16 protein-coding genes are annotated in these 20,129 nt (G+C 64.3%); 7 read left to right on the top strand and 9 right to left on the bottom strand.

Annotation, left to right across the window (positions count from 1 at the left end):
- The first annotated feature begins 48 nt into the window (after positions 1-48).
- Positions 49-405 carry a 6-carboxytetrahydropterin synthase QueD gene (gene queD, locus PSEEN_RS08905; RefSeq protein ID WP_011533154.1) on the top strand — a complete coding sequence of 119 codons (357 nt, stop codon included), beginning with the start codon at positions 49-51 and terminating at the stop codon, positions 403-405.
- Positions 406-500: 95 nt separating this feature from the next.
- Here the strand turns inward: queD and PSEEN_RS08900 are convergent, their stop codons facing one another.
- A complete protein-coding gene (locus tag PSEEN_RS08900) occupies positions 501-983 on the bottom strand; it encodes a DUF1289 domain-containing protein (RefSeq protein WP_011533153.1) in 483 nt (160 codons plus the stop codon).
- 409 nt (positions 984-1,392) lie between these two features.
- On the opposite strand from PSEEN_RS08900, the gene acnB reads away from it, so the two are divergent.
- A complete protein-coding gene (acnB, locus tag PSEEN_RS08895; RefSeq protein ID WP_011533152.1) occupies positions 1,393-4,002 on the top strand; it encodes a bifunctional aconitate hydratase 2/2-methylisocitrate dehydratase in 2,610 nt (869 codons plus the stop codon).
- 108 nt (positions 4,003-4,110) lie between these two features.
- Here acnB and prpD read toward each other — a convergent pair whose 3' ends face one another.
- The 6 genes from prpD to PSEEN_RS08865 all read right to left on the bottom strand — a co-directional run bounded on the left by prpD (position 4,111) and on the right by PSEEN_RS08865 (position 12,705).
- Complete coding sequence (prpD, locus tag PSEEN_RS08890; protein WP_011533151.1) at positions 4,111-5,595, bottom strand: 2-methylcitrate dehydratase; 1,485 nt, start codon at positions 5,593-5,595, stop codon at positions 4,111-4,113.
- A gap of 140 nt (positions 5,596-5,735) precedes the next feature.
- On the bottom strand, positions 5,736-6,926 hold the full coding sequence (prpF, locus tag PSEEN_RS08885) for a 2-methylaconitate cis-trans isomerase PrpF (RefSeq protein WP_011533150.1): 1,191 nt from the start codon (positions 6,924-6,926) through the stop codon (positions 5,736-5,738).
- 151 nt (positions 6,927-7,077) lie between these two features.
- Positions 7,078-9,666, bottom strand: a complete 2,589-nt coding sequence (gene acnD, locus PSEEN_RS08880) for a Fe/S-dependent 2-methylisocitrate dehydratase AcnD (protein ID WP_011533149.1) — start codon at positions 9,664-9,666, stop codon at positions 7,078-7,080.
- Between the two features lie 141 nt (positions 9,667-9,807).
- Positions 9,808-10,935, bottom strand: a complete 1,128-nt coding sequence (gene prpC / locus PSEEN_RS08875; RefSeq protein WP_011533148.1) for a bifunctional 2-methylcitrate synthase/citrate synthase — start codon at positions 10,933-10,935, stop codon at positions 9,808-9,810.
- A 166-nt stretch (positions 10,936-11,101) separates the two neighbouring features.
- Positions 11,102-11,992, bottom strand: coding sequence for a methylisocitrate lyase (gene prpB / locus PSEEN_RS08870; RefSeq protein ID WP_011533147.1), 891 nt, complete (start codon positions 11,990-11,992; stop codon positions 11,102-11,104).
- The gene (locus tag PSEEN_RS08865; RefSeq protein WP_011533146.1) at positions 11,989-12,705 is read right to left on the bottom strand and encodes a GntR family transcriptional regulator; all 717 of its coding nucleotides are present in this window, start codon (positions 12,703-12,705) and stop codon (positions 11,989-11,991) included. The genes prpB and PSEEN_RS08865 overlap by 4 nt, the downstream gene beginning before the upstream one ends.
- A 285-nt stretch (positions 12,706-12,990) precedes the next feature.
- On the opposite strand from PSEEN_RS08865, the gene rloA reads away from it, so the two are divergent.
- The 5 genes from rloA to PSEEN_RS08840 all read left to right on the top strand — a co-directional run bounded on the left by rloA (position 12,991) and on the right by PSEEN_RS08840 (position 18,411).
- Positions 12,991-13,527: a retropepsin-like aspartic peptidase RloA gene (gene rloA, locus PSEEN_RS08860; protein WP_011533145.1), complete on the top strand. Its 537-nt coding sequence runs from the start codon at positions 12,991-12,993 to the stop codon at positions 13,525-13,527.
- 5 nt (positions 13,528-13,532) lie between these two features.
- Positions 13,533-15,068, top strand: coding sequence for an osmotic stress tolerance membrane protein RloB (rloB, locus tag PSEEN_RS08855; RefSeq protein WP_011533144.1), 1,536 nt, complete (start codon positions 13,533-13,535; stop codon positions 15,066-15,068).
- Positions 15,068-16,045 (top strand): alpha-L-glutamate ligase-like protein, encoded by a 978-nt coding sequence (locus PSEEN_RS08850; RefSeq protein WP_011533143.1) that lies wholly within the window; start codon positions 15,068-15,070, stop codon positions 16,043-16,045. The genes rloB and PSEEN_RS08850 overlap by 1 nt, the downstream gene beginning before the upstream one ends.
- Before the next feature lie 159 nt (positions 16,046-16,204).
- Complete coding sequence (gene pabB / locus PSEEN_RS08845; protein ID WP_011533142.1) at positions 16,205-17,548, top strand: aminodeoxychorismate synthase component I; 1,344 nt, start codon at positions 16,205-16,207, stop codon at positions 17,546-17,548.
- A 128-nt stretch (positions 17,549-17,676) separates the two neighbouring features.
- On the top strand, positions 17,677-18,411 hold the full coding sequence (locus tag PSEEN_RS08840) for a phosphoadenylyl-sulfate reductase (protein ID WP_011533141.1): 735 nt from the start codon (positions 17,677-17,679) through the stop codon (positions 18,409-18,411).
- Between the two features lie 41 nt (positions 18,412-18,452).
- Here PSEEN_RS08840 and cysB read toward each other — a convergent pair whose 3' ends face one another.
- Both cysB and PSEEN_RS08830 read right to left on the bottom strand, forming a co-directional pair.
- Positions 18,453-19,427 carry an HTH-type transcriptional regulator CysB gene (gene cysB, locus PSEEN_RS08835; protein ID WP_011533140.1) on the bottom strand — a complete coding sequence of 325 codons (975 nt, stop codon included), beginning with the start codon at positions 19,425-19,427 and terminating at the stop codon, positions 18,453-18,455.
- Positions 19,428-19,553: 126 nt separating this feature from the next.
- On the bottom strand, positions 19,554-20,051 hold the full coding sequence (locus tag PSEEN_RS08830) for a universal stress protein (protein WP_011533139.1): 498 nt from the start codon (positions 20,049-20,051) through the stop codon (positions 19,554-19,556).
- Positions 20,052-20,129 lie beyond the last annotated feature (78 nt).

Here is a 20,129-nt window from a genome sequence, read left to right as displayed (position 1 = left end):
ATGCTGGTAGACTGCGCGCATCATCGATTCACACAGAGTTATGCCAGCGTGGAAATTTTCAAAGAGTTCACCTTCGAATCGGCTCACCGCCTGCCCAACGTCCCGGCCGGGCACAAGTGCGGCCGCCTGCATGGCCACTCGTTCAAGGTCGCCCTGCACCTGACCGGCCCGCTCGACCCGCACACCGGCTGGATACGCGACTTCTCCGAGATCAAGGCGATCTTCAAGCCGATCTACGAGCAGCTCGACCACAATTACCTGAACGATATTCCAGGCCTGGAAAACCCCACCAGCGAAGTGATCGCCAAGTGGATCTGGGAACAGGTCAAGCCGTTGCTGCCGGAGCTGTCGAAGGTGCGTATCCACGAGACCTGCACCAGCGGTTGCGAGTACACCGGCGACTGATCGAATGCCCTATCGCGGATAAATCCGCTCCTACACGCGCCGGCCTGTAGGAGCGGATTCATCCGCGATAGGGCCAGCCAATTCACCACAAGACCTCAGCCCTGCTGCCCGCTCTCCAGGGCATCACGCAGAAAGCTCGGCGCGATATAGCGCTGGTAATGCGCCTCCGACAGCAGGAAAAACTCCCGGTCGATGGCATCGCGCAACTGCGGCAGTTCCCAATCGCGGAACTCCGGCAGCAACGCCATCCCGTATGCCTCCAGGTCGCGGATCATCCGCGCGCCCCGGGCGATCAGCTGGTAGGCCCAGCAGTACTCCGACTGATGCGCCACGAAGCGGATCGAGCGCTGCTCCAGCTGCTGGCGCAGAAGCCCTTTGTCGAACACCTCCAGCTTGGCCATCATCACCTGCACCAGCAGTTGCTCCAGGCGTAGCCAGACCGCGCGCTTCTGCGCGTCGTCGTAGCCGTTCCAGTGGATCACTTCGTGGTGGAAGCGCTTGCAGCCGCGGCACACCAGGTCTCCGTACACCGTGGAGCAGAGGCCGACGCAAGGCGTCTTGATGGATTGGTTGGACATGTAAAAACAACGGCTTGGCGGGGGAACACCGGTTCATGTTAGCCCTTTGTCTAACCAGGGTCACCCGTTAAAGTCATCTTCGCCGCCTTACCTTCGGCTGATTTTTGCCGTAGAATCACTCCGCCTTTTCAAGGCAACAATGTCCGTTGGAAGCTGTTTTCAAAGCGTCACGAGCACAGTTCATCCGGTAGAACGGCGTTGGCCCTGTCCATGCAAACGCGCATGTCCATGGCCAACCCCTCATCAGCCTTCCGTTCTACAGGCGTAAAACTTTGAAAGCAGCTTCTGTAAGGATTCTCTGCGACCCTGGCTTGCCGGCTCAAAAAGCCGCCATTAGCGCATGGGTGCATGGGAATGCTGGATGAGCGTCCCGGACTCCCTTTAGGGACCACTGATGAGGGTAATAACTGTGCTTGAAGCCTACCGCAAACACATCGAAGAGCGTGCCGCTCTGGGTATCGTGCCCCAGCCGCTGAACGCCGAACAAACTGCAGGCCTGGTCGAGCTGCTGAAAAACCCGCCGGCCGGCGAAGAAGCCTTCCTCGTAGACCTGATCACCAACCGCGTTCCACCAGGGGTGGACGAAGCCGCCTACGTCAAGGCCGCCTTCCTCTCCGCCGTCGCCAAGGGCGAAGCAAAATCGCCACTGATCGACCGCAAGCGCGCCACCGAGCTGCTGGGCACCATGCAGGGCGGCTACAACATCGAAACGCTGGTCGCGCTGCTGGACGACGCCGAACTGGGCGCCGTCGCGGCCGAACAGCTCAAGCACACCCTGCTGATGTTCGATGCCTTCCACGATGTGGCTGAAAAAGCCAAAGCCGGCAACGTCCACGCCAAGGCCGTGCTGGAATCCTGGGCCGCCGGCGAGTGGTTCACCGCCCGCCCGGCCATCGCCGACAAGTACACCCTGACCGTGTTCAAGGTGCCTGGCGAAACCAACACCGACGACCTGTCGCCTGCCCCGGACGCCTGGTCGCGCCCTGACATCCCGCTGCACGCCCTGGCCATGCTGAAGATGGCCCGTGACGGCATCGAGCCTTCGCAACCAGGTTCGGTCGGCCCGCTGGCCCAGATCGAAGCCGTGAAAGCCAAGGGCTTCCCGGTCGCCTACGTCGGCGACGTGGTCGGTACCGGTTCCTCGCGTAAATCCGCCACCAACTCGGTGCTGTGGTTCTTCGGCGACGACATCCCGTACGTTCCCAACAAGCGCGCCGGTGGCTTCTGCTTCGGCACCAAGATCGCCCCGATCTTCTACAACACCATGGAAGACGCCGGCGCCCTGCCGATCGAATTCGACTGCACCAACCTGGCAATGGGCGACGTCATCGACGTCTACCCGTTCAAGGGTGAAGTGCGCCGCCACGGCAGCGACGAACTGGTCACCAACTTCGAGCTGAAAACCGAAGTACTGCTGGACGAAGTCCGCGCCGGTGGCCGTATCCCGCTGATCGTCGGCCGTGGCCTGACCGAGAAAGCCCGCGCCGAGCTGGGCCAGGCCCCTTCGGACCTGTTCAAGAAACCCGAGCAGCCTGCCGCTTCGACCAAGGGCTTCACCCTGGCGCAGAAGATGGTCGGCCGTGCCTGCGGTCTGCCGGAAGGCCAGGGCGTGCGCCCAGGTGCCTACTGCGAACCGAAGATGACCACCGTCGGCTCCCAGGACACCACTGGCCCGATGACCCGCGACGAGCTGAAAGACCTGGCGTGCCTGGGCTTCTCCGCTGACCTGGTGATGCAGTCGTTCTGCCACACCGCGGCTTATCCGAAGCCGATCGACGTCACCACCCACCACACCCTGCCAGACTTCATCCGCACCCGTGGCGGCGTGTCGCTGCGCCCTGGCGACGGCATCATCCACAGCTGGCTGAACCGCATGCTGATGCCTGACACCGTAGGTACCGGTGGCGACTCGCACACCCGCTTCCCGATCGGCATCTCGTTCCCGGCCGGCTCGGGCCTTGTGGCCTTCGCCGCCGCCACCGGCGTCATGCCGCTGGACATGCCAGAGTCGATCCTGGTGCGCTTCAAGGGCAAACTGCAGCCAGGCATCACCCTGCGTGACCTGGTCCATGCGATCCCTTACTACGCCATCCAGAAAGGCCTGCTGACCGTCGAGAAGAAAGGCAAGAAAAACGCCTTCTCCGGCCGCATCCTGGAGATCGAAGGCCTGAACGACCTGACCGTCGAGCAAGCCTTCGAGCTGTCCGACGCCTCGGCCGAACGTTCCGCCGCCGGTTGCACCATCAAGCTGCCAGAGAAGGCCATCGCCGAGTACCTGCAGTCCAACATCACCCTGCTGCGCTGGATGATCGGCGAAGGCTACGGCGATGCCCGCACCCTGGAGCGCCGCGCACAAGCGATGGAAGCCTGGCTGGCCAAGCCTGAGCTGCTGTCGGCCGACGCCGACGCCGAATACGCCGAAATCATCGAGATCGACCTGGCCGACGTGAAAGAGCCTGTGCTCTGCGCGCCGAACGACCCGGACGACGCCCGCCTGCTGTCCTCGGTACAGGGCGAGAAGATCGACGAAGTGTTCATCGGTTCGTGCATGACCAACATCGGTCACTTCCGCGCCGCCGGCAAGCTGCTGGACAAGGTCAAGGGTGGCATTCCAACCCGCCTGTGGCTGGCCCCGCCAACCAAGATGGACGCCCACCAGCTGACCGAGGAAGGTTACTACGGCATCTACGGCAAGGCTGGCGCGCGCATGGAAATGCCAGGCTGCTCGCTGTGCATGGGTAACCAGGCACGTGTGCAGACCGGCTCCACCGTGGTCTCCACCTCGACCCGTAACTTCCCGAACCGCCTGGGCGACGCGACCAACGTGTACCTGGCTTCGGCCGAACTGGCCGCCGTCGCTTCGATCATCGGCAAGCTGCCGACCGTCGAGGAGTACATGCAGTACGCGAAGGATATCGACAGCATGGCTGCCGACGTCTACCGCTACCTGAGCTTCGACCAGATCGCCGAGTTCCGCGAAGCCGCGGCCAACGCCAAGATCCCGGTGGTCCAGGCGTAAGCTGAGCAGTACGCTGTAAAAGAAAGCCCCGGTAGCAATACCGGGGCTTTTTCGTTCCAGCCAGTTCGCCAGCCCCCCTTGTAGGAGCCGGCTTGCCGGCGAAGCTTTTCAGATCACGAACAGATCGACAAACCTGTGCACCGGCATGGCCTCGAGCGCATCCTGGTCCTTGCACAACTCGACGATCTCCTCACACCGCTGCCGCACGAACCGTGTCGCCAGGTTCTCCCTGAACTTGGCCTCCAGCAACGGTATCCCCTCTGCCCTGCGCCGACGATGGCCGACCGGGTACTCCACCACCACTTCCCGTGTGTGGCTGCCATCCTTGAAGAACACCTGCAGGCCGTTGGCGATCGAGCGCTTGTCAGGCTCCAGGTATTCGCGGCTGAAACGCGGCTCTTCGACCACCTCCATCTTCTCGCGCAGGCGGTCGATGCTCGGGTGCGCCGCGTGGAAAGCATCCTCGTAATGTTCGGCCACCAGGCTGCCGAAGATCAGCGGCACGGCGGTCATGTACTGCAGACAGTGATCACGGTCAGCGGCGTTGGCCAGCGGGCCCTCCTTGGAAATGATGCGGATCGCCGACTCCTGGGTAGTGATGACAATGCGTGCAACTTCATGCAGGCGGTTGCGCACCTGCGGGTGCAGGGCCAGCGCGGCCTCGCAGGCGGTCTGCGCGTGGAACTCGGCGGGAAAACTGACCTTGAACAGCACGTTTTCCATCACGTAGCTGCCAAAGGGCTGGGGCAGGCGCAGGGCCTGCTGCTCGTCAGGCTTGAGTGCCAGGTCCTTGTTGGTGTGGCTGAACGACACGTCGTAGAAGCCCCACTGCGCCGCCGTCAGCACGCTGGGCACGCCCATTTCGCCACGCAGGGCGATATCGGCCAGGCGCACCCCGCGACTGGAGGCATCCCCCGCCGCCCACGACTTGCGCGACCCGGCATTGGGCGCGTGACGGTAAGTGCGCAAGGCCTGGCCGTCGACGAAGGCATGGGACAGTGCCGACAGCAGTTGTTCGCGGTTGGCACCCATGAGCTTGGCGCAGACCGCCGTGGAGGCCACCTTGACCAGCAGCACATGGTCCAGGCCGACCCGGTTGAATGCGTTCTCCAGCGCCAGCACGCCCTGGATTTCGTGAGCCATGATCATCGCATCGAGCACGGTGCGCATGGTCAGCGGCGCCTCGCCATCGGCCGCGCGCTTTTGCGAAAGGTGATCGGCGACGGCGAGGATGCCGCCGAGGTTGTCCGAGGGGTGGGCCCACTCCGCGGCCAACCAGGTGTCGTTGTAGTCCAGCCAGCGGATGGTACAGCCGATGTCCCAGGCGGCCTTGACCGGGTCCAGGCGGTAGCTGGTGCCGGGCACCCGTGCGCCGTGGGGGACCACGGTCCCCTCGACCATTGGGCCGAGCAGCTTGGTGCATTCGGGGAAGCGCAGGGCTAGCAGGCCGCAGCCGAGAGTGTCCACCAGGCAATTGCGGGCGGTATCGAGGGCTTCGACGGAGTCAACCTGGTAGTCGAGGACGTAGTCGGCGATAGCCTGGAGGATCTGGTCGTAGTCGGGGCGAGTGTTGAGATCGGTATTGGCGCTCATTGATGACTCCCTTGGCACAGGGGCTGCTGCGCAGCCCTTCGCCGGCAAGCCGGCTCCTACCTGTCACCCGTAGGAGCCGGCTTGCCGGCGAAGGGCCGCACAGCGGCCCCGCTCAACGAAAGCCGTGCGCCGATGCTGCGTTAGAAGCTGTCGCCAGGCACGCGCACCCAGCCCTCCATCAGCACCCGAGCGCTACGGCTCATGATGGCCTTGGTCACGGTCCATTGCCCGCCCACCTGGCGCGCCTCGGCCCCGACCCGCAACGTTCCGGACGGATGACCGAAGCGCACGGCACTGCGTTCTCCCCCGCCAGCGGCGAGGTTGACCAGCGTCCCGGGTATCGCCGCCGCCGTGCCGATAGCCACTGCGGCCGTACCCATCATCGCGTGGTGCAGCTTGCCCATCGACAGCGCGCGCACCAGCAGGTCGATCTCCTCGGCATTGACCGTCTTGCCACTGGAAGCAGTGTAGGTGCTCGGCGCCGCGACGAAAGCCACCTTGGGTGTGTGCTGACGCCCGGCCGCCTGGTCGACATGCTCGATCAAGCCCATGCGCACCGCGCCATGGGCACGAATGGTCTCGAAACGGGCCAATGCCGCGGCATCACCGTTGATCGCGTCCTGCAGCTCGGCCCCGGTGTAGCCAAGGTCGGCGGCGTTGACGAAGATGGTCGGGATCCCAGCGTTGATCAGGGTCGCCTTGAACGTGCCGGCACCCGGTACCTGGAGGTCATCCACCAGGTTGCCGGTGGGGAACATCGCCCCGCCGTCACCGTCTTCGTCGGCCGCCGGGTCGAGAAACTCCAGCTGCACCTCGGCGGCTGGGAAGGTCACACCATCGAGTTCGAAATCGCCGGTTTCCTGCACCTCGCCCTCGGTGATCGGTACGTGGGCGACGATGGTCTTGCCGATGTTGGCCTGCCAGATGCGCACGGTGGCGATGCCATTGCGCGGAACACGCGCCGCATCCACCAGACCGCTGGCAATGGCGAACGAGCCGACCGCGGCGGACAGGTTGCCGCAGTTGCCGCTCCAGTCGACGAAGGCCTTGTCGATCGACACCTGGCCGAACAGGTAGTCGACGTCGTGGTCGGCCTTGATGCTTTTCGACAGGATCACCGTCTTGCTGGTGCTGGAGGTGGCGCCGCCCATGCCGTCGATCTGCTTGCCGTACGGGTCGGGGCTGCCGATCACCCGCAACAGCAGGGCGTCGCGGGCCGGGCCGGGGACCCGGGCCTGTTCGGGCAGGTCCTGGAGGCGGAAGAACACGCCTTTGCTGGTGCCGCCACGGATGTAGGTGGCGGGGATTTTGATCTGGGGTACATATGCCATTGTCTTGGGCATCCTGATAGTCCGGTGAAATACCCTGGGGCTGCCTTGCAGCCCTTTCGCGACACAAGGCCGCTCCCACAGGTACTGCGCCGCTCTCTGTGGGAGCGGCCTTGTGTCGCGAAAGGGCCGCAAAGCGGCCCCCGTTTCATACTCAGGCGGTCGCTTCCAGGAAGTCCTGGGCAAAGCGCTGCAATACCCCGCCCGCCTCGTAGATCGACACCTCTTCGGCGGTATCCAGGCGGCAGGTCACCGGCACCTCGACACGTTCGCCATTGCGCCGCGTCACCACCAGGGTCAGCGTCGCGCGCGGCGTGCGCTCACCGAGCACGTCGTAGGTCTCGCTACCATCCAGCCCCAGGGTCTTGCGGTCGGTGCCCGGTTTGAACTCCAGCGGCAACACGCCCATGCCCACCAGGTTGGTGCGGTGGATGCGCTCGAAGCCTTCGGCAACGATCGCCTCAACCCCCGCCAGGCGCACGCCCTTGGCCGCCCAGTCGCGGGACGAGCCCTGACCGTAGTCGGCACCGGCGACAATGATCAGCGGCTGCTTGCGCTGCATGTAGGTTTCGATGGCTTCCCACATGCGCGTCACCTTGCCTTCCGGCTCGATGCGCGCCAGCGAACCCTGCTTCACGCTGCCGTCGTCCTTGCGCACCATCTCGTTGAACAGCTTGGGGTTGGCGAAGGTGGCGCGCTGGGCGGTCAGGTGGTCGCCACGGTGGGTGGCGTAGGAGTTGAAGTCCTCTTCCGGCAGGCCCATCTTCGCCAGGTACTCGCCGGCGGCGCTGTCGAGCATGATGGCATTGGACGGCGACAGGTGGTCGGTGGTGATGTTGTCCGGCAGCACGGCCAGCGGGCGCATGCCACGCAAGGTGCGCTCGCCGGCCAGGGCGCCTTCCCAGTACGGCGGACGGCGGATATAGGTGCTCATTGGCCGCCACTCGTACAGCGGCGCGACCTTCGGCCCCCTGTCCTCTTCGATGGCGAACATCGGGATGTACACCTGGCGGAACTGCTCCGGTTTCACCGAAGCACGCACCACGGCGTCGATTTCTTCATCGCTCGGCCAGATATCCTTCAGGCGGATCTCCTTGCCGTCGACCACGCCCAACACATCCTTCTCGATATCGAAGCGGATGGTGCCGGCGATGGCGTAGGCCACCACCAGCGGCGGCGAGGCCAGGAAGGCCTGCTTGGCGTAGGGGTGGATGCGCCCGTCGAAGTTGCGGTTGCCCGACAGCACGGCGGTGGCGTACAGGTCGCGGTCGATGATCTCTTGCTGGATCGCCGGGTCCAGCGCGCCGGACATGCCGTTGCAGGTGGTGCAGGCAAAGGCGACGATACCGAAGCCCAGTTGTTCCAGCTCCTGCTCCAGCCCCGCTTCTTTCAGGTACAACTGCACGGTCTTGGAGCCGGGCGCCAGCGACGACTTCACCCAGGGTTTGCGGGCAAGCCCGAGCTTGTTGGCATTGCGCGCCAGCAGGCCTGCGGCGATCACGTTGCGCGGGTTGCTGGTGTTGGTGCAACTGGTGATGGCGGCGATGATCACCGCGCCATCCGGCATCTGCCCCGGCACTTCTTGCCACTGGCCGGCAATGCCCTTGGCCGCCAGGTCGCTGGTGGATACCCGGGCGTGCGGGTTGGAAGGGCCGGCCATGTTGCGCACCACGCTCGACAGGTCGAAGCTCAGGGTGCGCTCGTACTCGGCCTTGGCCAGGCTGTCGGCCCACAGGCCGGCGACCTTGGCGTAGGTCTCCACCAACTGCACCTGCTGCTCGTCGCGGCCGGTGAGCTTGAGGTAGTCGATGGTCTGCTGGTCGATGGCGAACATCGCTGCGGTGGCACCGTATTCCGGGGCCATGTTGGAGATGGTGGCACGGTCGCCCAGGGTCAGCGCGCTGGCGCCGGCACCGTGGAACTCCAGGTAGGCGCCGACCACCTTCTGCTTGCGCAGGAACTCGGTAAGCGCCAGCACCAGGTCGGTGGCGGTGATGTTGGGGGCCAGGCGGCCGGTCAGCTCGACGCCGACGATTTCCGGCAGGCGCATCCACGACGCGCGCCCCAGCATCACGTTCTCGGCCTCCAGGCCACCGACGCCGATGGCGATCACGCCCAGGGCATCGACGTGCGGGGTGTGGCTGTCGGTGCCGACGCAGGTGTCCGGGTAAGCGACGCCACGGTCGCTGTGGATCACCGGCGACATTTTCTCCAGGTTGATCTGGTGCATGATGCCGTTGCCCGGCTGGATCACATCGACGTTCTTGAACGCCTTCTTGGTCCAGTTGATGAAGTGGAAACGGTCTTCGTTGCGGCGATCCTCGATGGCGCGGTTCTTCTCGAACGCCTGCGGGTCGAAGCCGCCGCACTCCACGGCCAGCGAGTGGTCGACGATCAACTGCACCGGCACCACCGGGTTGACCTGGGCCGGGTCGCCGCCCTTGTCGGCGATGGCGTCGCGCAGGCCGGCCAGGTCGACCAACGCGGTCTGGCCGAGAATGTCGTGGCACACGACGCGGGCCGGGAACCAGGGGAAGTCGAGGTCGCGCTTGCGCTCGATCAATTGCTCGAGCGAGGCGTTGAGGGTGGCCGGGGCGCAACGGCGCACGAGGTTTTCGGCGAGTACGCGGGAGGTGTACGGCAGGCCGTCATAGGCGCCAGGCTTGATTGCCTCGACCGCGGCACGGGCGTCGAAGTAGTCCAGGGCGGTGCCTGGCAGGGGCTTGCGGAATTCTGTATTCATGGCACAGGGACTCAATCACGGTAAGGTCGGTGCTGTTGTGGCCGCCCTGCGTCCTTGTAGGAGCCGGCTTGCCGGCGAACGGGGTCCCGGCAATGCCGGGGTTCGCCAGCAAGCTGGCTCCTACAGGGATCGCGGGCTGACTCAGCGCTGCTCGATCGGCACGAACTGGCGCTGCTCGACGCCGACGTACTCGGCGCTCGGGCGGATGATGCGGTTGTTGGCGCGTTGCTCGAACACGTGCGCGGCCCAGCCGGTCAGGCGCGAGCAGACGAAGATCGGGGTGAACAGCTTGGTCGGGATGCCCATGAAGTGGTACGCCGAGGCATGGTAGAAGTCGGCGTTGGGGAACAGGCGCTTCTGCTCCCACATGGTCTTGTCGATAGCTTCGGAAACCGGATACAGCACGGTGTCGCCCACTTCGTCGGCGAGCTTTTTCGACCAGCCCTTGATCACCTCGTTGCGCGGGTCGGACTCTTTGTAGATCGCATGGCCGAAGCCCATGATCTTGTCCTTGCGCTCGAGCATGCGCAGCAGCTCGGCGGTGGCTTCCTGCGGCGTCTGGAAGCGTTCGATCAGCTCCATCGCCGCCTCGTTGGCGCCACCGTGCAGCGGGCCGCGCAGCGAACCGATAGCGGCGGTCACGCAGGAGTACAGGTCGGACAGGGTCGAGGCGCAGACCCGGGCGGTGAAGGTCGAGGCGTTGAATTCGTGCTCCGCATACAGGATCAGCGAGACGTTCATCACCTTGACGTGCAGGTCGCTTGGTTTCTTGCCATGCAGCAGGTGCAGGAAGTGGCCGCCAATCGTCTCTTCATCGCTGGTGCAATCGATGCGCACACCGTGGTGAGTGAAGCGGTACCAGTAGCACATCACCGCCGGGAACAGCGCCAGCAGGCGGTCGGTCTTGTCGCGCTGGGCGTCGAAGGTCAGCTCCGGCTCCAGGGTGCCGAGCACCGAACAGCCGGTGCGCATCACATCCATCGGGTGGGCGTCGCGCGGGATGCGCTCGAGGACTTCCTTCAGCGCTTGCGGCAGGTCGCGCAGGCCCTTGAGCCTGCGCTTGTAGTCCGCCAGTTCGGCCTTGCTCGGCAGCTCGCCGTAGAGCAGCAGGTAGGCGACTTCCTCGAACTCGGCGCCGGCGGCCAGGTCGCGCACGTCATAGCCGCGGTAGGTCAGGCCGGCACCGGCCTGGCCGACGGTCGACAGTGCGGTCTGCCCGGCCACCTGGCCACGCAGGCCTGCGCCACTGAGTACTTTTGCTTCGGCCATGGTGTTTCTCCTTTCTTGAATTTGTTATCGAAGTCTTTTCTGGCTAATCGGGTGTCGGGCCTGTTCGCCGGCAAGCCGGCTCCTACAGGTGCAGCGGCGTTTCAAAAACCTGTGCAACTCCTGTAGGAGCGGGTTTACCCGCGAAGAGGCCAGCACCGACCTTCACTTATCCCTTCTTCTGCGCGAACAGCGCATCGAGGCTCTGCTCGAAGGCGTGGTAGCCGATGGCATCGTAGAGCTCCATGCGAGTCTGCATGGTGTCGATCACGTTCTTCTGCGTACCGTCACGGCGCAGCGCGGTGTAGACATTCTCGGCGGCCTTGTTCATGGCACGGAACGCCGACAGCGGGTAGAGCACCAGCGACACGTCGACCGAGGCCAGCTCCTCGGTGGTGTACAACGGCGTGGCGCCAAACTCGGTGATGTTGGCCAGGATCGGCGCCTTCACCCGGTCGGCGAAGGTCTTGTACATCGAAAGTTCGGTGATCGCTTCCGGGAAGATCATGTCGGCGCCGGCTTCGACACACGCCGCCGCACGGTCCAGCGCGGCGTTCAGGCCTTCTACCGCCAGCGCGTCGGTGCGCGCCATGATCACGAAGCTGTCGTCGCTGCGGGCGTCAACGGCGGCCTTGATACGGTCGACCATCTCCTGCTGGCTGACGATCTCCTTGTTCGGGCGATGGCCGCAGCGCTTGGCGCCGACCTGGTCCTCGATATGGATGGCCGCAGCGCCGAACTTGCTCATCGACTTGACGGTACGGGCGACGTTGAAAGCCGAGGCGCCGAAGCCGGTGTCGACATCCACCAGCAGCGGCAGGTCGCACACGTCGGTGATGCGGCGCACGTCGGTGAGCACGTCGTCCAGGCCACTGATGCCCAGGTCCGGCAGCCCCAGGGAACCGGCGGCGACGCCGCCACCGGACAGGTAGATGGCCTTGAAACCGGCACGCTTGGCCAGCAGGGCGTGGTTGGCGTTGATGGTCCCGACCACCTGCAGCGGATGTTCGGCGGCAACCGCGTCACGGAAACGCTGGCCGGGGGTGCTCTTCACTGTCATGACTCACCTCGTGGGCTATTGTTGTCGGCGCCCTGGTAGTGGCGCTCGATATTGCGCTTGGACGCGCCGATGTGGCGGCGCATCAGGAGTTCTGCGAGTTCGCCGTCGCGGGCCTCGATGGCGTCGAGGATACGGTGGTGTTCGGCGAAGGCCTGGCGTGGCCGGTTGGGCGTGGTGGAGAACTGGATGCGGTACATGCGCACCAGCTGGTACAGCTCGCCGCACAGCATCTTGTAGAGGGTCTGGTTGCCGCTGCCCTGGATGATCCGGTAGTGGAAGTCGTAGTCCCCTTCCTGCTGGTAGTAGCCCTGCCCGGCCTGGAACGCAGCATCGCGCTCGTGAGTGTCGAGCACATGGCGCAGCTCGTCGATGGCCGCCTGGCTCATGCGCTCGGCGGCCAGGCGGCAGGCCATGCCCTCGAGCGATTCACGGATCTCATACAGCTCGATCAGCTCGGCGTGGCTCAACGACACCACCCGCGCCCCGACATGGGGCACGCGCACCAGCAGGCGCTGGCCCTCCAGGCGGTGGATCGCTTCGCGCAGCGGGCCACGGCTGATGCCGTAGGTGCGCGCCAGCTCCGGTTCGGAAATCTTGCTGCCGGGCGCGATCTCACCCTTGACGATGGCCGCCTGGATGCGCCGAAAGACGTTCTCCGAGAGGGTCTCGGTCTCGTCCTGGTTGATCGCGGCTGCCTGGGCTGTGTCCAGCATGATTGTCGACACCTTCAAAATCAATGACGGCAAAACTAGCTAAACCAAGGCCTCACGTCAAAGACAAAAAGAATATTGTCGACAATCGTCTAATAACGAACTTACCCCGCCTCCCGGCGGTCTGATCGCGGGCGCGCTGGCGTCAAGACATCGGCGTGATAGAATGCCGCGCTCCTTTCGGAGCATGGATCGTGTGTCTGTCATCTTTTCATGCTACCGACACACTCATGAGGACGCTTGGCCAGTCGCCTTGCCCTGAACCCCGCACAGCACCGCGCCAGGATTATGAGACTCACACCCGCTTCACTGCTGCTCTGCCTGACCCTGCTGCCGGCCCTCGCGCCCGCGGCGGAAAAGACCGTGTACGGTCTGAACGAATACGCTCGCCTGGGCGACCTGGACCTGGAAGTGGCGGCCAAGCTCGATACCGGCGCCAAGACTGCCTCGCTCAGCGCCCGCGACATCAAGCGTTTCAAGCGCGACGGCGAGAGCTGGGTACGTTTCTACCTGGCCATCGACGCCGCCCACAAACACCCTATCGAACGCCCCCTGGCCCGGGTCAGCAAGATCAAGCGCCGTGCCGGGGACTATGACGCCGAATCCGGCAAGGCCTACACCGCCCGCCCGGTCATCGAGCTCGATATCTGCATGGGCCAGACACGACGCACCATCGAGGTCAACCTCACCGACCGCAGCGCTTTCCAGTTCCCGCTGCTGATCGGCTCCGAGGCCCTCAAGCACTTTGGTGCCCTGGTCGACCCAAGCCTAAAATACGCGGCCGGCAAACCTGCCTGTGCCACCGAAGCTCCCAAAGCAGAGTAATTCCGATGCGCTCTCTTACCCTCCACCTGAAAGTCTTGATCACCGTCCTGGTGTTGCTGGGCGTGGCGATCACGGCCTATCAGATCTTCGCCCTCGGTATCCCGGTGACCGAAGATGAAACCGACGACCTGTGGAACATCGACGCCAAGGTCGAGTTCGTCGCCAGCGCCAAGGACCCGGTCAAGGTGCAGATGTTCGTGCCGCCGCTGAACCGCGACTATGTGAGCCTCAACGAGAGCTTCATCTCCAACAACTATGGGGTGAGCGTCAACCGCGTCGACGGCAACCGCAAGGTCACCTGGTCGGCCCGCCGCGCCAGCGGCAACCAGACCCTCTACTACCGCCTGGTGCTGACCAAGCGCTACAGCAACGAAAAGACCAAGATCAAGGGCCCGACCTTCCGCGACAGCCTGGCCCTCGAGGGCCCGGAGAAGATCGCCGCCGAAGCGCTGATGGCACCGATCCGTCAACACTCGGCCGACGTCGAGACTTTCGTCGGCGAGACCATCAAGCGCGTCAACAATCTCAACGACGACAACGTCAAGCTGCTGCTGGCCGGCGACACCTCGTCGATGAAGAAGGCCCAGGTCATCGACCTGCTGCTGTCCATCGCCCACGTGCCACTTGAAAAAGTCCACACCATCCGCCTGGTTGCCGACACCCCGCAAACCCCTGAACTGTGGCTGCGCAGCTTCAACGGCAACGACTGGCTGTACTTCAACCCGGACACCGGCGAGCAAGGCCTGCCTGCCGACCGCCTGCTGTGGTGGACCGGCGACGAGAACCTGATCACCGTCGATGGCGGCAAGAAAGCCAACGTCACCTTCAGCATGAACAACAGCGAGATGAACGCCATCCGCCTGGCCAAGCTGACCGACGAGAACACCGACGCCGACTTCCTCGAGTACTCGCTGTACGGCCTGCCGCTGCAGACCCAGCAGACCTTCATGATCATGGTGATGATCCCGATCGGCGTGCTGGTGATCCTGGTGCTGCGCAACCTAATCGGCATCCAGACCCTGGGCACCTTCACCCCGGTGCTGATCGCCCTGGCCTTCCGCGAGACACAGCTGGGCTTCGGCATCGTGCTGTTCACCGTGATCACCGCGCTTGGCCTGTCGCTGCGCTCGTACCTCGAGCACCTGAAGCTGCAGATGCTGCCGCGCCTGTCGGTGGTGCTGACCTTCGTCGTGGTGCTGATCGCCGCCATCAGCCTGTTCAGCCACAAGCTGGGCCTTGAACGCGGCCTGTCGGTGGCGCTGTTCCCGATGGTGATCCTGACCATGACCATCGAACGCCTGTCGATCACCTGGGAAGAGCGCGGTGGCGGCCACGCCATGAAAGTGGCCATCGGCACCCTGTTCGCCGCCTCTGTCGCGCACCTGCTGATGACCGTGCCGGAGCTGACCTACTTCGTCTTCACCTTCCCGGCGGTGCTGCTGATCCTGGTGGGCTTCATGCTGGCGATGGGTCGCTACCGCGGCTACCGCCTGACCGAGCTCGTGCGCTTCAAGGCCTTCCTGAAGAAGGCTGACGCCTGATGTTCGGCCTGTTCAAGACATGGAAAGCCCTGGAGGCCCGGGGCATCATGGGTATCAACCGGCGCAACGCGGACTACGTGTTGAAGTACAACAAGCGCCACCTGTACCCGATCGTCGACGACAAGATCATCACCAAGGAGCGTGCACTGGCGGCCGGCATCCATGTGCCGGAGATGTACGGCATCATCGAGACCGAGAAGCAGATCGAGAAGCTCGACGAGATCATCGGCGAGCGCAACGACTTCGTCATCAAGCCGGCCCAGGGGGCCGGCGGTGACGGCATCCTGGTGATCGCCGACCGCTTCGAGGACCGCTACCGCACGGTGTCGGGCAAGATCATCAGCCACGAGGAAATCGAGCACCAGATTTCCAGCATCCTCACCGGCCTCTACTCGCTGGGCGGGCACCGCGACCGTGCGCTGATCGAGTACCGGGTCACCCCGGACCAGATCTTCAAGAGCATAAGCTACGAAGGCGTGCCGGACATCCGCATCATCGTGCTGATGGGCTACCCGGTGATGGCCATGCTGCGCCTGCCGACCCGCCAGTCCGGCGGCAAGGCCAACCTGCACCAAGGCGCCATCGGCGTGGGCGTGGATCTGGCCACGGGCCTGACGCTGCGCGGCACCTGGCTGAACAAGATCATCAGCAAGCACCCGGACACCACCAACGCGGTGGACGGCGTGCAGCTGCCCAACTGGGACGGCTTCATGAAGCTCGCCGCCAGCTGCTACGAACTGTGCGGCCTGGGCTACATCGGCGTGGATATGGTGCTGGACCAGGACAAGGGACCGCTGATCCTCGAGCTCAATGCCCGTCCCGGCCTGAACATCCAGATCGCCAACGACTGCGGGCTCACGCAACGCACCCACGCCATCGAGGCGCACCTGGAAATGCTGGCGAAGGAAGGCCGCACCGAGGATGCCGCACAACGCGTGCGGGTGTCGCAAGGGCTGTTCGGGCACGTTCAGCAGTGACCCTGTTCGCCGGCAAGCCGGCTCCTACCGTAGGAGCCGGCTTGCCGGCGAACCCCTCCATGGCTGGGTACAGCATGTGAATGTCGCCCTCAGCGCTAGGCGCATTTCCTACACAGGTCTACAATCGCCCTCCTCGCTTTTTCATCGCCGTCCATTCTGATGCCGACCTGTACGCTCCACCCCCTGCCCTACCAGCCCGACCCTGCATTCTATTTCGCACGCCTGCGCACAGCGCCAGGCGCGATCCTGCTCGACAGCGCCCGCCCCCACGCCGAGCGCGGCCGCTTCGACCTGCTCAGCGCCTGGCCACGGCAGCTGCTGCTGGCACAACCGGGCGAAACCGGCCAACGCTACTTGCAACGCTTGCGCCAGGCGCTGGCCGAGCTGGGCACGGCACAACTGCCTGACGGCGTGGACCTGCCATTCGCCGGCGGGCTGATCGGCTACCTGAGCTACGACTTCGGGCGCCGCCTGGAGCATCTGCCAGCCGAAGCCCTGGACGACCTCGCCCTGCCCGACGCCCACCTGGGTCTCTATGCCTGGGCGCTGGTGACCGACCATCAACTGCAACGCAGCCAGCTGGTGTTCCACCCCAGCCTCGAAACGACCGAGCGGCACCGCCTGGTTCAGCTGTTTGCAGCGCCCGCCACCGCCAAGCCTGGTGAGTTCCACCTGCTCGCTCCCATGGCCGGTGACCTGACCCCCGAGCAATACCGCAACGCGTTCGACAAGGTCCAGCAGTACATCCAGGCCGGCGACTGCTACCAGATCAACCTGACCCAGCGCTTCCGCGCGCCCTGCCAGGGCGATCCGTGGCACGCCTACCAAGCCCTGCGCGCTGCGTGCCCGACGCCGTTTTCCGGGTACCAGCAGCTGGATGCCAGCACGGCCTTGCTCAGCTTCTCTCCCGAGCGTTTCATCCGCGTCAGCCAAGGCGAAGTCGAGACCCGCCCGATCAAGGGCACCCGCCCACGCGCGAGCGACCCCATCGAGGATGCACGCAACGCCGACGAGCTGCTGAACAGCCCGAAGGATCGCTCGGAAAACCTGATGATCGTCGACCTGCTGCGCAACGACATTGGCCGCACCTGCGAGATTGGTTCAGTGAAGGTGCCGGAGCTGTTCAGCCTGGAGAGCTACCCCAACGTCCACCACCTGGTCAGCAGCGTCACCGGGCGCCTGGCCGCTGGCCGCGACGCGCTGGACCTGATCGGCGGCAGCTTCCCGGGCGGCTCGATCACCGGCGCGCCGAAGATCCGCGCCATGCAGATCATCGACGAGCTGGAGCCCACCCGCCGGGCGCTGTACTGCGGCTCGTTGCTGTACATCGATGTACGCGGCGAGATGGACAGCTCCATCGCCATCCGCAGCCTGCTGGTCAAGGATGGCCAGGTCAGTTGCTGGGGCGGCGGCGCGGTGGTGGCCGACTCGCACTGGCAGGCCGAATACGAAGAGTCGATCGCCAAGGTGCGGGTACTGATGGAAACACTGCGAAGCTTGTAAAGCATCGCCGGCAAGCCGGTAGGAGCCGGCTTGCCGGCGAATCGGCCGCCGCAGTCTACCCCGCCATTTTTTGTTACCATCTGGACACTACGAGCGCACAGCGCCACTCACCTGATGGAAACCGCCTGATGAGCCAACCCTTCGACGTCGCCACCCTGGCCGCGACCTACGCCAGCAAGTCCCCGCAGGAGATCCTCAAGCTCGCCTTCGAACACTTCGGCGACGATCTGTGGATCTCCTTCAGTGGCGCCGAGGATGTGGTGCTGGTGGACATGGCCTGGCGCCTGAACAAGCAGGTCAAGGTGTTCAGCCTCGATACCGGGCGCCTGCACCCGGAAACCTACCGTTTCATCGACCAGGTGCGCGAACAGTACAACCTGCCGATCGAAATCCTCAGCCCTGACCGCGACAAGCTCGACCCGTTCGTCAAGGAGAAGGGCCTGTTCAGCTTCTACAAGGACGGCCACGGCGAATGCTGCGGCATCCGCAAGATCGAACCGCTGCGCCGCAAGCTGGCCACAGTGAGCGCCTGGGCCACCGGCCAGCGCCGCGACCAGAGCCCCGGCACCCGCAGCCAGGTGGCGGCGCTGGAGATCGACAGCGCCTTTTCCACCCCCGAGCGCCCTCTGTACAAGTTCAACCCGCTGGCGCAGATGACCAGCGAGGAAGTCTGGGGTTACATCCGCATGCTCGAGCTGCCTTACAACAGCCTGCATGAGCGTGGTTTCATCAGCATCGGGTGTGAGCCATGCACCCGGCCGGTGCTGCCGAACCAGCATGAGCGCGAGGGGCGCTGGTGGTGGGAAGAGTCGACGCAGAAGGAATGCGGGCTGCATGCCGGCAACCTGATCACCAAGGCATAAACATACAAAAGGGCCGCAAAGCGGCCCCGTACGATCTCGAATCAGTGCACCGGCAGCTCGACGCCCTCGAACAGCTCTTCGAGCTCCTGCTTGTTGTGGCACTGAATCGCCTTGGCCATCACCTCACGGGTCAGGTGCGGCGCGAACTTCTCGATGAAATCGCACATGAAGCCACGCAGGAAGGTGCCACGGCGGAAGCCGATCTTGGTGATGCTGGCCTCGAACAGCTCGCTGGCATCCAGGCACACCAGGTCACTGTCAAGCTTGGGATCGACCGCCATCTTGGCCACGATGCCCACGCCCAGCCCCAGGCGTACATAAGTCTTGATCACGTCGGCGTCGGCGGCGGTGAACACCACCTTCGGGGTCAGGCCGCGGTGGTTGAAGGCCTCGTCCAGCTTGGAACGGCCAGTGAAGCCAAACACGTAGGTGACGATCGGGTATTCGGCCACCGCTTCGAGCGTCAACTTCGGCAGCTTGGTCAGCGGGTGCCCCTGCGGCACCACCACGCAACGATTCCACTTGTAGCAAGGCATCATGATCAGGTCGCCGAACAGCTCCAGCGCTTCGGTGGCGATGGCGAAATCGACGGTGCCATCGGCCGCCATCTCGGCGATCTGCATCGGCGAGCCCTGGTGCATGTGCAGGGCGACTTCCGGGTATTGCTTGATGAAGTTGCTGATCACCGGCGGCAAGGCATAGCGCGCTTGCGTGTGAGTGGTGGCGATGGACAGCGTGCCCTTCTTCTCGTTGGAGAATTCCTGGGCGATCTGCTTGATGCTCTCGACCTTGCGCAGGATCTCGCCGGCGGTATTGATGATGCGCTCGCCGGCCGGGGTGACGCGGGTCAGGTGTTTGCCACTGCGGGCGAAGACTTCGACGCCCAGTTCGTCCTCGAGCAGGCGGATCTGTTTGCTGATACCGGGCTGGGAGGTGTACAGGCTCTGCGCCGTCGCGGAAACGTTGAGGTCATGGTGCGCCACTTCCCAGATGTAGCGCAGTTGCTGAAGCTTCATAGATATCCCTCAAAGGCGGTAGGTCACCGGCGCGCCGGCAGCGACGAGTTATAACTATATTAGTGGCTTGAGAAATAAATCTAGAACTATTTTGTTACGATCGCCGGAAATTACCTACCGCCACTTTCACCCTTTCCTACGCCCAAGATGCTGGGCGAGCGGCACCATGTAGACCGGCACCGGGGACAGCTGCAGCAACCGCACCGCCGTGCGACCGATGGGGACGTCCACCCCCGCGCCCGCGCTGTGGCTGCCGAAAATCAGCAAGTCGACCGACAGGCGCTGCGCCTGTTCGAGGATCACCTGTGCCGGGTCGCCCTGACGCACCCGTACCGCACGAATCAGCGCAAGGTCGGCCACCTCACCCAACTCTTCGCGAAAGTTGTCCAGCACCCGCTGCTCGATATTGGCCATCACCGTGTTGACCCCCTCGCTGTGCAACGCGTCGAGGGTCTGCTCGTCGAGGTAGCTCTGCAGGAGGGATTCGGCGAACTGCCCCATGGGTTCGACCGCGTGGATCACATACAGCTCTGCGTTGAAGGTCCGCGCCAGCGCCAGCGCGTGCTGCATGACAAAAGGGGCGTACACACCGAGGTCAGTGGCGTACAGCATGGAACGGATCATTCGACCTCCTCGACTGCCGCTGCGGCAGAGCAAGGTTCAGCTTAGCAGCGCGCTGGACTGGCGCCTTGCCGTCCAGCG

Source organism: Pseudomonas entomophila L48, assembly GCF_000026105.1.
GTDB classification, from domain to species: domain Bacteria; phylum Pseudomonadota; class Gammaproteobacteria; order Pseudomonadales; family Pseudomonadaceae; genus Aquipseudomonas; species Aquipseudomonas entomophila.
This window is presented reverse-complemented; position numbering and strand designations above follow the sequence as displayed.

Coding starts and splice junctions, on each gene's coding strand:
- rloB (WP_011533144.1), top strand. CDS start 13,533: ATGCGCTCTCTTACCCTCCACCTGAAAGTCTTGATCACCGTCCTGGTG.
- prpB (WP_011533147.1), bottom strand. CDS start 11,992: ATGACAGTGAAGAGCACCCCCGGCCAGCGTTTCCGTGACGCGGTTGCC.
- PSEEN_RS08900 (WP_011533153.1), bottom strand. CDS start 983: ATGTCCAACCAATCCATCAAGACGCCTTGCGTCGGCCTCTGCTCCACG.
- PSEEN_RS08865 (WP_011533146.1), bottom strand. CDS start 12,705: ATGCTGGACACAGCCCAGGCAGCCGCGATCAACCAGGACGAGACCGAG.
- acnD (WP_011533149.1), bottom strand. CDS start 9,666: ATGAATACAGAATTCCGCAAGCCCCTGCCAGGCACCGCCCTGGACTAC.
- pabB (WP_011533142.1), top strand. CDS start 16,205: ATGCCGACCTGTACGCTCCACCCCCTGCCCTACCAGCCCGACCCTGCA.
- PSEEN_RS08850 (WP_011533143.1), top strand. CDS start 15,068: ATGTTCGGCCTGTTCAAGACATGGAAAGCCCTGGAGGCCCGGGGCATC.
- PSEEN_RS08840 (WP_011533141.1), top strand. CDS start 17,677: ATGAGCCAACCCTTCGACGTCGCCACCCTGGCCGCGACCTACGCCAGC.
- prpC (WP_011533148.1), bottom strand. CDS start 10,935: ATGGCCGAAGCAAAAGTACTCAGTGGCGCAGGCCTGCGTGGCCAGGTG.
- prpF (WP_011533150.1), bottom strand. CDS start 6,926: ATGGCATATGTACCCCAGATCAAAATCCCCGCCACCTACATCCGTGGC.
- cysB (WP_011533140.1), bottom strand. CDS start 19,427: ATGAAGCTTCAGCAACTGCGCTACATCTGGGAAGTGGCGCACCATGAC.
- prpD (WP_011533151.1), bottom strand. CDS start 5,595: ATGAGCGCCAATACCGATCTCAACACTCGCCCCGACTACGACCAGATC.
- PSEEN_RS08830 (WP_011533139.1), bottom strand. CDS start 20,051: ATGATCCGTTCCATGCTGTACGCCACTGACCTCGGTGTGTACGCCCCT.
- rloA (WP_011533145.1), top strand. CDS start 12,991: ATGAGACTCACACCCGCTTCACTGCTGCTCTGCCTGACCCTGCTGCCG.